The following is a 13,032-nucleotide window of genomic DNA, read 5'->3' on the forward strand; positions in this document are numbered from 1 at the left end:
AAGTTGGTTATGAGCTCTTATAATCTATACCGGTATTTTGTATTCGATTATGTAATGATGACACAAAGATAGAAAGCCCCGGAAGCGAATACAAACCAATGTTTACTTGGTTTTAGGAAGCTGAAATTTGAATAAAATATCTCAATGTATTGATTTTCATTTTATTGTATTTGTAAATTGAATGACGTCCAAGGGGTGTAAATACCTGCTAAGGAGGGCAGATTATGGCTTTAAAGGCTCGTAAAGCTACAATTGCCCGGCATTAACAACCTTCTGAACGGTGGCTTTTTAGCTGATTGTAAGACATCATAGTTATATACAGGCCCAGAGCTTTCTCTTTGCTTCAACGGTGCCCGTTTATCCACCGTTATATATAGAGCTCAACACAAAAAATTGTCCCTATCTATCCAAAAAATATTATCTTAACGGCTTCATTGCCTGCTGTTGAAGACTAAAAAGAAAAATATAATTTAAGAATAATGGACATTGCTGTTAGCAGGAGCTTACATCATTTCAGGACAGAGGTTGGAACACGGTTTCAACTTTATAACAGTCTCTTTACCTCTTTACCTTTTCATAAAATGGAAAAGACGGGCATACTGTTGTCTCTTTTTTCAAGTATTTGTGAAGAAGGGTATGGAAAAGCTCAAAGCCCTATTGATATTATCAACGATTTTTTTAATAAGCATACCAGTTTAACTACCGAAAAGGAAAAACTGGACCTCTTGTTTAGATTTACGCAATACGTGGAGCGCCAGGTGGTGTTGTTCGATGCGCTGGAAGATGCTGCTTATAAAAATACGCACGACCTAAGCGGAGCAGGTACTTTAAAACAGGTGATGAGCGATGTGTTACAGAACAGCAATGAAGAGTCATTGGCCGAAATACTAAAAACCTTTTGTGTACGCCTGGTATTAACTGCGCATCCTACACAATTTTATCCTGGCTCTGTATTAGGTATTATACATGATTTGAGCAGTGCGCTTATTAAGAACGACTCAATAGAGATCAATACATATTTACAACAGTTGGGTAAAACCCCTTTCTTAAATAAGAAAAAACCTACACCTTATGATGAAGCCATCAGCCTGGTTTGGTTTTTAGAAAATGTTTTTTATACGGCGGCGGGAAGAATTGTGAACGAGCTGAAAAGCCAGTTTCCTGAAGCTGTAACAGACCAGAATCCGGTACTGCAAATGGGTTTTTGGCCGGGTGGAGACCGCGATGGTAATCCATTTGTAAAATGCGATACTACCTTAAAAGTAGCAGATGCCTTGCGTGGCGCCATTTTGAAATGTTATTACCTGGATATTCGCCGACTGAAGCGTCGGCTTACTTTTCCAGGTGTAGAAGAGCCCATAGCAGCATTGGAGTTGAAATTATACGATAACGTATTCGTGCCCGGCTTCAAAATAAATATCACAACCCATGAGATCAAAGAAACGCTGGTAAGTGTAAAAGCGATACTCGAGGAAAAGCATAACTCCCTGTTCACCTCACAGGTGCAAAGCCTTATTAATAAAATAGACCTCTTCGGTTTATACTTTGCCTCTCTGGATATAAGGCAGGAAAGTACAATACATCAGAAACTATTTGAAACGGTTGCTGACAAGTCTAACGGAATTATACCTGGCAATTATAAAGAGCTGTCGGAGCCGGAGAAAATAAAAGCGCTGCTGCAGATAAGTGGGGTGGTAGACGCCGGTATTTTTGAAGATGAAGTGGCCGCAGATACAGCACAGATACCAATGGCTGTAAAAACAATACAGGAGTACAACGGCGAGGCAGGGTGTAACCGTTATATCATCAGCCAATGTAACAGCACTTTAAATATCATTGAGGTATTTGCTTTATTTAAAATGCAGGGCTTTGCCAATGAAGATATCAATGTAGATATTGTTCCTTTATTTGAAACTATAGATGATCTGGGTAATGCAGGCGAAATTATGAAAACCCTGTATAGCATTCCGGCGTACAAAGAGCATTTGAAGCGCCGCAGGAATACCCAGACCATCATGCTGGGTTTTAGCGATGGTACCAAGGATGGTGGTTATTTGATGGCCAACTGGAGTATTTACCGTGCAAAAGAAGAGTTAACCCGCATTACCCGTTACTATGGTTTTGAGGTCATTTTCTTTGATGGCCGGGGTGGTCCACCATCAAGGGGAGGTGGCAAAACTCATAAGTTTTATGCGTCAATGGGTAATAATATTTCTAACAGGGAAATACAGTTAACCATACAGGGGCAAACCATTAGTTCCAATTTTGGTATTATCGATTCTGCACAATACAACCTCGAGCAGTTGTTAAACGCGGGTATCACCAATAATATACATGTAGACCGTCATGTACCTTTGACCGGTAAGCAGGAAGAATTGCTGCAGGAGCTTTCGTCTTATGGTTTTGATGAATACAAGAAGCTTAAGGAACATCCCTTATTGGCCAGCTATTTATACGAAATAAGCCCCCTGCGGTTTTATAGTGAAACTAATATCGGCAGTCGTCCGGCCAAACGTGGGAAAACTCAGGGAGGTATTTCATTGAAAGATCTTCGGGCGATTCCCTTTGCAGGGGCCTGGAGTCAGTTAAAGCAAAATGTTCCCGGGTTCTTTGGTGTGGGTTCGGCACTTAAAAAAATGGAATATATCGGCCGTTTTGATGACGTAAAAAAATTATATGATGAGTCGCTGTTTTTCAAAACCCTGATGGATAACTGCGAGATGGCCATGTCCAAGTCCTATTTCCCCTTAACGGCTTACATGGCCAAGGATGAAACTTATGGGGAGCTCTGGAATATGATTTATGAAGAGTACCAGCTCACTTATGAATATATTGTAAAGCTTTCAGGCAACGATGAGCTGATGGGTAATTACCCGGTTGATAAGCTTTCAATTTCCATGCGTGAAAGGATAGTGTTGCCTCTTTTGACCATCCAACAGTATGCGATGTCAAAAATACGTGCGTTGGAGGCCAGCGGCGAGGATGCTGATGGTATAAAAGATACTTATGGAAAGCTGGTTATGCGCTGCTCCTTCGGCATTATTAATGCCGGACGTAATTCAGCTTAAACGGATTCTTAATACTGGAAACCGGGGTTCAAAGAGCCCCGGTTTTTTTTATTAATCTTTTATAGAAACTCATCCTTACATTTGTTTCCAAAAAGAAACTATGAGAAATATAGTAAACGCAGTAGCCTTCAGCCTGGTAGCTGCAATTTTGTTGATATCCTGCAGTAGTGTTACCAGCAATGATCCTAATGCTGTTTTAGAGGAGTTTTTCCAGCACCTGGCAAAAAAAGATATTGATGGAGCTACTAAATATGTAACCTCAGATAGTAAGCCTACCATGCAAATGATGAAGAAGGGGCTGGATATGGCCGAGAAAATGAAGGACTCCCTGCCTCAGTCAGATCCCATGAAAGATTTCCAGGATGTAGTGATAGAACCTGCACGGGTAATGGGCGACTCTGCATTTATTGTAGTTAAAAGCAAAAGCCAGCAAAGGCCCGATGCAGAATTTAAGTTGCTCAAGCAAAGCGATGGCTGGAAGGTAGATTTTACTATGAGTACCTTAATGCGTATGGGGATGAAGAGTGTGCAAAGCCAGGGCGATGAAATAAGAGATTCGATTAACGTAAATAGCGAAGAAATACAAAAAGGGATGAAAATGGCTGATAGTGTTTTGAAGAACATAGATCCCAAAACGCTCGAAGACATTCAGAAAAAACTGGAAAACCTTAAATAGTAAGTATGAAACTGATTGGATTAAGTATAATGACAATATTACTGCTTGCCGGTTGTAAAGGTGGTAGCGAGCAAAATGAAGCCGAAACCGATTTAGGTGCGGCAAAGGGATTTGTACAGGCGGCGCTAAAAGGCAAATATGACAGGGCGGCGGACTTTATGCTGCATGATTCATTAAATGATGAACGGCTGGACGCCGTATCCCGTATGGAGTTGTCGTCTGATGAAAAACAGGGTCTCTGGGATGCCAGCATCAATATACATAGCCGTAAACTCGTTAACGATTCTACAAGTATTATTGTGTATTCCAATTCATTTCATAAAGAAAACCAGGATACGTTAAAAGTGGTCAAAAAAGAGGGTAAATGGCTGGTAGATTTTAAATACCTGTTCGACCATGAATAGAACTACGGTTAAAAGCATATTTTTGCAGACTTTTAAATAATTTTCAAAAACCAACAGAACCTTATGTCAACTATACAACATCCATGGCATGGTGTAAGTTACGGCGCAAATGCTCCAGAGTATGTTAATGCGATCATCGAAATTCCTGAGGGCTCAAGGTCGAAGTATGAAATCGATAAAGAAACAGGATTATTAAAGTTAGACAGGGTTATTTATTCATCCTTCCATTACCCGGTTAACTACGGTTTCATTCCCCAAACCCTGGGACAGGATAATGATCCCCTTGATATCCTGGTTTTGTGCTCGCAAACCATCCGCTCTTTATGCCTGGTACAGGCCAAGGTGATCGGCAATATGCAGATGATTGATAGCGGCGAGCGCGATGATAAGATCATTGCTGTAGCACTGAATGATCCATCTGTTAGGCAGTATGACAATATTGATGAGCTTCCCCAGCATTTTTTACTCGAAATGCGTAACTTTTTCGAGCAATACAAAGTATTAGAGGATAAAAAAGTGGTGATAGATACTTTCCAGGATAAAGAAACAGCGCTGCCTATTGTTACGGAGGCCATAGATTATTACAAAGAAAAGTACAGAAAATAGTAAATAACACGAAGGACTTGCTTGCAGGTCCTTTTTTAATTAATATGTTGACTGATAATTCGCATAAAAAGATGCAACCTTTTGATTAATAAACGCGTCCGTATCCAGTAGCTAACAATCCGGATATGTTTAAGTACTTTTTTGCCATAACGCTTTCTCTGCTATCGGCCTCTCTAATACAGGCCCAAAGTAATTTTACACGTATAGTAAAAGAATATTACCGGGTCAATCCATTCCAGGGTAATTTTTCTTCTTTTGTTGAAGCCCTTACAACCGATCCGTCTTTGATGAAAAAAGAAATTTACCGTCAAACGGATACTACAGGGTATTTTGTAAAGGGGCAGTATGATGTTTTTAACCCCTACAGCATCAATGCCAATAAGGTGGATATGCTATTTTATGAAAACGCATATAAATCAAAAAGCCGTGTTTTTTTCACCTTTTATACCTACCAGCTGACAGCCTATTTCCCGGACACAGAGCTGGCGAGGCAAGCTATAATAAAGGACTATAAAAAACTGGTTAAAAAGATCAGGAAGGACCTTTACGATACGCAAAGACAAAGTTTAAAAGGATATAATGAAATTGAAGATGGAGAAATAACGACCTTTAACGATTCCGGCTCCCCGCTGGAACCGGTAATTGTTAGCTGGCAAACACTGGCAAAAACAAAACAATTAGGGTTAACGATCATCCTAAGGTTGGAGCAGGTTAATAATTATGCTTATCCTGTCAATTATAAAAACCGGTTTAACTATATGCGATAATTGGATCATGAATAATGAACTAGTAAACCTCAAATCCTATGAGTAAGATAACATGCATTATGTTTTTTTCTTTTGATAGCCCTGACCTCGTCGGGTCAGGAATCGGTTGTAAAGTTTGTTGGAGATTATTTCCGCGTAGATCCATTTGAAGCTAAATTCTCAACTTTTGTAAGGGCTTTGTCACGGGATAAACAACTGCTCAATAAGATGGAGTATACGGACGAAGCTTCCAATCGTTCTATCTCCGGAAATTATGATGTTTTTAACCCCTTCAACATCAATGCAAGTGAAGTCGAAGTAGCGTTGAAAAGCATCGGTAACCGGGACTATTTCGGAGTTTCTACGCCCATGTATATTTACAAGCTGACAGCCCGGTTTGCTGATAGCCCTGAGGCAAGGAAAAAAATAAGGCGCGACTACTGGTTGATGATCAACCGTTTTAGGCGATTGTATACGTTTGGTTATCATCTGGGGTTAGAACATCCTCCGCTAAGGCGAAAAGACAGGAATAAAGATGGTGAAAGCACTAACTTTTTCTTTGCTGGCTATAAAGACATGGCATCCTGCAATCTGGTATGGGCTACACCCCCTTCGTCAGATGAAATTGAGGTCAACATATCTGTATGTTTTGCTGTGATCAATGATAGGGTATATCCGCTGGGTCATTATCCCGGAAGACCCCAAAATGAATATTATGATCTTGTCACCTGGAAAAATGATTTGAAGTAAAATTCTTAAAACTAAATGCGGGCGTTTATAATTTTAATATGGATTATTGTTGCTTCACCAGCTTTTTCTCAGGCTGATTTAATCAAATTGGTAAACGATTACTATCGGGTAAACCCCTTCGAAGGAACATTTTCTGCATTTTATAATTTGATGAAAAATGACCCCTCTCTTTTGAATAAGGAGTTCAATAGAGGTGAAGATGGAGAGAGCTTAGATATTTCAGGAACGTATAAAATATTTAATCCTTTTAGCATCAATGCCAGTAACATTAATGTTAGTTTGAAAAATGAGGGAACGATCATCTATTATTCTATACCTGTTTCAGTTTATGCTTATGAGATGACAGGGAAATTTACCGACTCTAAGTATGCCAGGATAAAGATCAGGGACGACATCTGGCTTATTGCTAACCGTATGCGGAGGCTTTATGTAAATAGCAAAAAGACAGCATTGCGAAAACGGGATATTATAGAAGCAAAAGATGCAATCAGATTTTGGTTCAGAAATCTTACACTTTTCAAAGCTGCAGAAGTAAGCTGGAGTCCCCTGGCCAATTCCGGTGAATTAGAGCTAAAGCTCAAATGTTATTTTGTCGTCATTAATAATTATGCTTATCCCCTGGGGCATTACCCCGGGCGTAGTTCAGACCAGTTCAACGATCTGGGTAACTGGCGCAGGTACTAATCAATAAACTTTCTTATTAATTTCAGCTGGTGCGTTCTTATACCTGTTTCGCTATTGACAATACCCTTGTTGTCTATTTTGTCTATGCGTACTTTCCCGGCTGCATGTATGATCGTTTTACTGTCCAGTAAAATTCCAACATGAACAATTTTCCCCTTGTCCTCGAAAAAAGCAAGATCGGCAGGCTGAGCTTTTTTTAACGCTGTTACCGGCTGTCCTTGCAGCGCTTGTTCCCAGGCATCTCTTAATATAGGTAACCCAACTAATTTGTACTGGGTTTGTGCAAAGCCACTACAATCTACGCCAAATATGGTTTTACCTCCCCATAAATAAGGCGCATTCAGCCACAGATGCGCATTTTCGAGTAATTGGTTTCGTTTGTCTTTGATACTGGCCGTATCTAATGGCTTAGAGGCACAGTGATAAGGGATGCCGGCAATAACTCCTTTTTTATGAGTAAAGGCAGGAAGCGTGGATCCCAACGGTATTTGCATTACCTGCTGGTTGATCTCTATTCTTGTTAAAAACTGAGAAGCCAGGAGCGAAGATTGCTGCATGGCCGTTGCCGCATCAATACCCGTAACGAGATGGGGTGTTAACCATCCCGTATAGCCATCATACAGGCTTTTTACTTTCAGCCATTGGTTGTCTTTGTGCCCTGTAATTTGTACGGTTTCTCCAAAAAACAGCTGGTTACTCATCTCTCTTCTGTGATTGGGCGCCTTACGTACCGGCGCCGCAGGTACGGTAACTATTGCATATACGGCCTTCATATATGTAAATATAAAAGCTCTTTATTTATCTTCTCTGCTGCAGCCACTAATAAATTTGCAAAACTTATGGAATTACAGGGGCTTTGCATCTTAAATTTATAACTTTAGCCGGTGGGGAAAGACAAATACCAGGATATTAGCGATAAGGAGCTGTTGCAGCGTTTCTGGCAAACTCAGAACAATGAGTGGCTGGGCATTCTTCTGCAGCGCTATACTTTATTGCTGTTGGGTGTTTGCATGAAATATTTAAAGGATGAGACCGACGCCCGCGATTGCGTGCAGCAGATTTTTTTAAAAGTAATACAGGAAGCCGGGAAATACAAGATCGATTACTTTAAAAGCTGGTTGTACATGGTGGCCAAAAACCAATGCCTTACTTTATTAAGAGATAAAAAAGGCAAGACCTCCGTTGAGCTTGATGATACAAACAGTCATGTAGCGGAAGATGTTGATGGTTTACCTGAAGAAGGGGCGCTGGCAATAAGCGATGAGATGCTTCAGGAGGCTTTACAAGAGCTCAATGAGGAGCAATACAAATGTGTAACTTTGTTTTATCTGAAAAAGAAAAGTTACCAGGAGATAAGCGAAAATACAGGATATCCTATGCTGAAGGTGAAAAGCCATATTCAGAATGGAAAGAGGAATCTTAAGCTTAGTATCCAGAAAAAAATGAAAGCAGCTGATTCAACCAATGCAAGATGATTTAAAAAACATATTATCCAATGCGGGCGGCACCACCAGCCAGGATCAGCTATTCAAATACCTGAAAGATCAGTTAGCGCAGGTAGAAAAGCATGACCTTGAAAGGAACGCAGTAGATGATGCTTTCGATAGTGATGCCTTAGACGGATTGCAGGACCTAAAGGATCAGGCAAAGCTGGAGCTGATTGTAGACAGTTTAAACAGGGATCTTAAAAAGCGTACTTCGAAGAAAAATGAGTTACGCGATAAAATGAAATTAAAAACCCACTGGACACTTTACTTTTCTATAATTATATTCCTGATAATCATAGTATTAGTGTATATTTATCTACATCGGGGTATCCATGTATAGGGTTTGGATCGAAGTTGGAACACTAAAATTATGCCTTTTTTTAAAATGGTGATAACAAGTGGTATTTTACGCATAAATTGGCCTTTTTCAATATTAATTTAATGTTAACTGGTTCCGGAAGCTGATTTTAATTGCCACCTTTGGGGTGCAAAAATCGAAAATTATGCAATGGAAGACTATAACAAGCAGCCTGGGTAATACCGCGTTTAGCTTGTGGAGCAACGGACGTAAATTATTGACGCTTGCTTATCAAAGCCAATCAGACCGTGTGTATATTGAATCTGAGGACGGAGAAAAAAGACATTTCAGGTGTAGAAATAAAGGCCTTCTAAAAAACAGGATCGTTCTTGAAAATGAGTACGGAACCAATCTTGGTAAACTCAAAAAAGAAGGCAGCAGGGAGTTTATACTTATCGACGGTAAGAAGTACTATCTGAATTTCCTGAACAATAAAGAGGTAGAAATAATTGCAGAAGATGCACAGGAGCCCCTTACCGTATGCAGTCTTGATTTAGAGAATCCCACTACAGAAGCAAAAAAAGGCTTATTAATAGTACTTTGCTATTATTTATTGGGCCACCCGCAAAAGCGCGAGCAGCCCGCTATGGCTGTTTAAAGCCTCTCGTATATATCTTTTGAAAATTGTTCCAGCGAAGGATCCCTGGCGCCCATCAGCAGCAGCACATTGCCTTCCTGTAAATGTGGTCGAATGTTTTCCAGTAGCTGGTTACGATCTTCAACGAAGTAAGCATTTTTACCAGATGCCCTGATATCGGTGATCAGGTCATTGGCCGAAATGTCTTTGGTTGTTGTTCCTCCGGCATAGAAGATCTCACTCATCCATATTTCGTCCTGGGGTCTTAAAACCTCTGAGATCTCTTTCACGAAATCGCTTCTTAGAAATTTGGTAGGTGTGTACCCATGCGGCTGAAACCAGGCTACAACCTTATCTGCAACCGGCTGGCAACTTTTAATAGCTGCCGCACATTTTACAGGGTTGTGCGCAAAATCATCTACTACCCATATACCTGATTTGTTGCCCAAAACCTGGCAGCGACGATAAATTCCTTCGTAATGGGCAAGGGCTTCACTGGCGGTTTTTAATGGCACGCCGGTTTGAACAGCCGCGGTTACGGCTGCAACCGCATTTTCCATATTATGTCGTCCGGCAACATTAAGTTCGAAATGCTGGCCTTCAATGTCAAAAGAAATTTTAAACCCTTTTTGCTGGAAACCGGTGGCAAAAAAGCCAGCGCCCCGGTTTTCCCCTTCTATTTCAAAATCATTGACCAGGTGTGCCGACAGTTTTCTGGAATGTTCATTGGATTGATTAACGATAAAGAACTCACTGTTGTTTTTAAAGGTTTCAAATACCTGCATGAGCTCATCGAGTTCTTTATGGTCCTTCTCTATATTAAGTAACAACCCTATCCGTGGGTGATATTGAACGATCGAACCGTCGCTTTCATCAGCTTCTATTACAAGCCATTCACTATTACCAACGAAAGCATTGCCTATTTTACCTTTTTTAATCAGGCTTACCAGGCCCGCCCCGCTAATAATAGAAGGCGACAGGCCGGCATAGGTTAGTATATCAAACAACATGGCGGTAGTGGTACTTTTGCCACTGGTACCGCCTACCGCGATCGTTTTTTTACTGGCGGCAATAAGAGCTAATAACTCAGATCGCTTAATAATGGGGACACCCAGTTCTTTGGCTTTTTTTATTTCCACAACAGTATCCTCAATAGCTGTTGAGGCAACAACCAGGTCTGTTTCTGTAGTAATGCCAGTTCCGTTTTGCAGGAAACATTGTATTCCTTCAGCTTCCAGCTTTGCCTTGATATCACCCGCTTTACCTTCATTAAAAAAACGGTCGCTGCCACTTACGTTCATACCCGTTCCCTGCAAATACTGGGCAATAGCGCTCATGCCCGCTCCCGCCACGCCGATGAAAAACGGTGCTTTTATATTTTTTAATTCAATACTCATAATTTCAAAGTTCAGCACAAATGTGCAAAGTTTTTTGTAATGAATGGCTATCGTGGTATAAACATCTTCTTCAAAATAAATAAGCAGGCGATTGGAAGCAGGGAATATCGCCCGCCGCAGGATCAGCATCGCCGGTAAACTGATTTCGCCATCTATCACCTATAAAATATGGCAGATGTGACAAGATTATTATATTTGCCGAATTCAATAATGACTATGAGTAATAATTTCAATCCTGATAAACAACATACGTTAAAAAAGTCAGTGGGTATCAGTGGTACAGGTCTGCACACCGGTATATTAGCTGACGTAACGCTAAAGCCTGCCAACGCGGGTTTTGGATTCCAGTTTCAAAGGGTTGATTTACCAAATAAACCTGTTATTAAGGCTGATTGTGACCTGGTAACGGATACAAGTCGTGGCACTACCCTGGAAGCTAATGGTGCTAAAGTGAGCACAGTAGAGCATTTACTGGCAGCCCTGGTGGGAATGGGTGTTGATAACTGCCTGATTGAAATTAATGGTCCGGAAGTTCCGATAATGGACGGTAGCTCGATGCCCTATATAGAAATTATTGAAGAAGCGGGAGTGGAGGAGCAAAATGCTGCAAAAGCCTGGTATTCGATAGATGAGAATCTTTACCTTACTGATGAAGACAAACGGGTAGAAATGGTGATTATGCCAGCCAGGGAATACCAGATAACCACATTGATCGACTTTAATTCACCGGTTTTAGGAACCCAGCACGCCGAATTAAAAAGCATGCGGAATTTCAAAGATAAAATCTCTTCCTGCCGTACTTTTTGTTTCTTACATGAGCTGGAGATGTTGTTAGATCACAACCTCATTAAGGGCGGCGATGTCAATAATGCGATAGTGGTAGTAGATAAACCTGTAGGTGATGCAGAACTGGACCGCTTAAAAAAGATATTCAAGAAAGACGATATTGAAGTTAAGAGTGAAGGTTACCTGAATAACCTGGAGCTTCGCTTTCCTAATGAGCCAGCCAGGCATAAATTATTAGATATAGTGGGCGACCTGGCGCTGATAGGCTATCCTGTAAAAGGACGGGTTATTGCAAATCGTCCGGGTCATAGTTCGAATGTGGCCTTTGCCAAAATGATCAAAAAGCATATCAAGGCTAATAAGCACATCAAAGATGTGCCCAGCTACGATCCTACAATGCCTGCTGTTTACGATATCCAGCATATTGAAAAAACGTTGCCACACCGCTTTCCTTTTTTATTGGTGGATAAGGTAATAGAGCTCACCGATGAAAAAATAATAGGCATTAAAAATGTTACTTTTAACGAGTGGTTTTTCCAGGGGCATTTCCCGCAAAACCCGGTATTCCCAGGTGTATTACAGATAGAAGCACTGGCTCAATGTGGTGGGATGCTGGCCATCAATTTGAGTCCGGAGGGACAATATGATACCTATTTCCTGAAAATTGACAACTGCAAGTTCAAGAACATGGTAAGGCCCGGTGATACATTGATTCTCAAAATGGAGCTGACAGCGCCCATCAGAAGAGGGATTTGCGAAATGAAAGGAACTACCTATGTAGGGAACAAGGTTTGTTGCGAAGCCGACCTGGTAGCCCAGATTGTAAAGCGTTAAAAATCAATTTTTGATACTTTTTACTTTACCCCAAAAAGAAAGTAAAGAATACCTCCAAAATCGGGAAAAAAAGTACAATAAGGGCCCGGATGATCTTATTAGAACTGTCCTTAAATTGGTTGCGCAAAATATCTATCAATGCTAATAAAGGGATCAGGAAAATGGCCGCGATAATCGTTATAATAACCAGTTCGTTTGTCCCAATTGCAGCCATTTGAATTTTTTAGCTAATTTAGTAATATTCGAAATAATACTGTTATGAATCTGAAATCACTGAGTTTGTTCGTTGCCATGATCATCACACTGGGCTTTATATCCTGTAAAAAAGATAAAACAGACGATAGTGTAAATGGGAGATTTCAGGGAAACTGGATAGAAAGTAGTGCTAAACAGATTGTTTTGGCAGTAAGTACACCGCCTGCAGGTGACGAAAATCTGCCCAATCTCAGGTTGATTAACGGATCAACAACTTATTTTTTTGACTACCGCTTCAATAGCGCCGGCGATTCGGTTTATATCTCTGACCTATCCACTGGCGGAGCAAAGAATGTTCCCTATAAAATTACCTTTTCCGGTGACGGGAAATCGCTTACCATAAAAAAGTTTCATACCATATTACCCAATGTTGAACCACTTACTTTTAATAAACAGTAAGGGCG

General features: G+C 40.6%; 15 protein-coding genes. 12 read left to right on the forward strand and 3 right to left on the reverse strand.

The window, feature by feature from the left end:
* The first annotated feature begins 479 nt into the window (after positions 1–479).
* The 7 genes from ACLOAU_RS10685 to ACLOAU_RS10715 all read left to right on the forward strand — a co-directional run bounded on the left by ACLOAU_RS10685 (position 480) and on the right by ACLOAU_RS10715 (position 6,934).
* The gene (locus ACLOAU_RS10685; protein ID WP_427861860.1) at positions 480–3,068 is read left to right on the forward strand and encodes a phosphoenolpyruvate carboxylase; all 2,589 of its coding nucleotides are present in this window, start codon (positions 480–482) and stop codon (positions 3,066–3,068) included.
* 100 nt (positions 3,069–3,168) lie between these two features.
* A complete protein-coding gene (locus ACLOAU_RS10690; protein WP_427861861.1) occupies positions 3,169–3,744 on the forward strand; it encodes a nuclear transport factor 2 family protein in 576 nt (191 codons plus the stop codon).
* Between the two features lie 5 nt (positions 3,745–3,749).
* The gene (locus tag ACLOAU_RS10695) at positions 3,750–4,148 is read left to right on the forward strand and encodes a hypothetical protein (RefSeq protein WP_427861862.1); all 399 of its coding nucleotides are present in this window, start codon (positions 3,750–3,752) and stop codon (positions 4,146–4,148) included.
* 63 nt (positions 4,149–4,211) lie between these two features.
* Positions 4,212–4,754 (forward strand): inorganic diphosphatase, encoded by a 543-nt coding sequence (locus ACLOAU_RS10700; RefSeq protein WP_427861863.1) that lies wholly within the window; start codon positions 4,212–4,214, stop codon positions 4,752–4,754.
* Positions 4,755–4,879: 125 nt separating this feature from the next.
* Entirely contained in the window at positions 4,880–5,521 is a 642-nt protein-coding gene (locus tag ACLOAU_RS10705) for a hypothetical protein (RefSeq protein WP_427861864.1), read from the forward strand.
* A gap of 72 nt (positions 5,522–5,593) precedes the next feature.
* Positions 5,594–6,250: a hypothetical protein gene (locus ACLOAU_RS10710; RefSeq protein ID WP_427861865.1), complete on the forward strand. Its 657-nt coding sequence runs from the start codon at positions 5,594–5,596 to the stop codon at positions 6,248–6,250.
* Between the two features lie 15 nt (positions 6,251–6,265).
* Complete coding sequence (locus tag ACLOAU_RS10715) at positions 6,266–6,934, forward strand: hypothetical protein (protein WP_427861866.1); 669 nt, start codon at positions 6,266–6,268, stop codon at positions 6,932–6,934.
* Here ACLOAU_RS10715 and ACLOAU_RS10720 read toward each other — a convergent pair.
* Positions 6,931–7,707 (reverse strand): C40 family peptidase, encoded by a 777-nt coding sequence (locus tag ACLOAU_RS10720; RefSeq protein ID WP_427861867.1) that lies wholly within the window; start codon positions 7,705–7,707, stop codon positions 6,931–6,933. The two genes, ACLOAU_RS10715 and ACLOAU_RS10720, sit on opposite strands and share 4 nt — an antisense overlap.
* Before the next feature lie 111 nt (positions 7,708–7,818).
* Here ACLOAU_RS10720 and ACLOAU_RS10725 point away from each other — a divergent pair, with 111 nt between their 5' ends.
* The 3 genes from ACLOAU_RS10725 (at position 7,819) to ACLOAU_RS10735 (ending at position 9,377) form a co-directional block, all read left to right on the forward strand.
* Positions 7,819–8,409 carry an RNA polymerase sigma factor gene (locus tag ACLOAU_RS10725; RefSeq protein ID WP_427861868.1) on the forward strand — a complete coding sequence of 197 codons (591 nt, stop codon included), beginning with the start codon at positions 7,819–7,821 and terminating at the stop codon, positions 8,407–8,409.
* Positions 8,399–8,761 (forward strand): hypothetical protein, encoded by a 363-nt coding sequence (locus ACLOAU_RS10730; protein WP_427861869.1) that lies wholly within the window; start codon positions 8,399–8,401, stop codon positions 8,759–8,761. Before ACLOAU_RS10725 ends, ACLOAU_RS10730 begins: the two co-directional genes overlap by 11 nt.
* A 163-nt stretch (positions 8,762–8,924) precedes the next feature.
* Entirely contained in the window at positions 8,925–9,377 is a 453-nt protein-coding gene (locus tag ACLOAU_RS10735; RefSeq protein ID WP_427861870.1) for a hypothetical protein, read from the forward strand.
* Here the strand turns inward: ACLOAU_RS10735 and ACLOAU_RS10740 are convergent.
* Positions 9,374–10,912: a UDP-N-acetylmuramate--L-alanine ligase gene (locus ACLOAU_RS10740; protein ID WP_427861871.1), complete on the reverse strand. Its 1,539-nt coding sequence runs from the start codon at positions 10,910–10,912 to the stop codon at positions 9,374–9,376. The two genes, ACLOAU_RS10735 and ACLOAU_RS10740, sit on opposite strands and share 4 nt — an antisense overlap.
* 57 nt (positions 10,913–10,969) lie before the next feature.
* Between ACLOAU_RS10740 and ACLOAU_RS10745 the strand changes: the two genes are divergently transcribed.
* Positions 10,970–12,373, forward strand: a complete 1,404-nt coding sequence (locus tag ACLOAU_RS10745; protein ID WP_427861872.1) for a bifunctional UDP-3-O-[3-hydroxymyristoyl] N-acetylglucosamine deacetylase/3-hydroxyacyl-ACP dehydratase — start codon at positions 10,970–10,972, stop codon at positions 12,371–12,373.
* A gap of 25 nt (positions 12,374–12,398) precedes the next feature.
* Here the strand turns inward: ACLOAU_RS10745 and ACLOAU_RS10750 are convergent, their stop codons facing one another.
* Positions 12,399–12,587: a hypothetical protein gene (locus tag ACLOAU_RS10750; RefSeq protein ID WP_427861873.1), complete on the reverse strand. Its 189-nt coding sequence runs from the start codon at positions 12,585–12,587 to the stop codon at positions 12,399–12,401.
* 44 nt (positions 12,588–12,631) lie between these two features.
* Between ACLOAU_RS10750 and ACLOAU_RS10755 the strand changes: the two genes are divergently transcribed.
* Entirely contained in the window at positions 12,632–13,027 is a 396-nt protein-coding gene (locus ACLOAU_RS10755; RefSeq protein ID WP_427861874.1) for a hypothetical protein, read from the forward strand.
* Positions 13,028–13,032 lie beyond the last annotated feature (5 nt).

This window comes from Paraniabella aurantiaca (genome assembly GCF_050309965.1).
GTDB lineage: Bacteria > Bacteroidota > Bacteroidia > Chitinophagales > Chitinophagaceae > Niabella.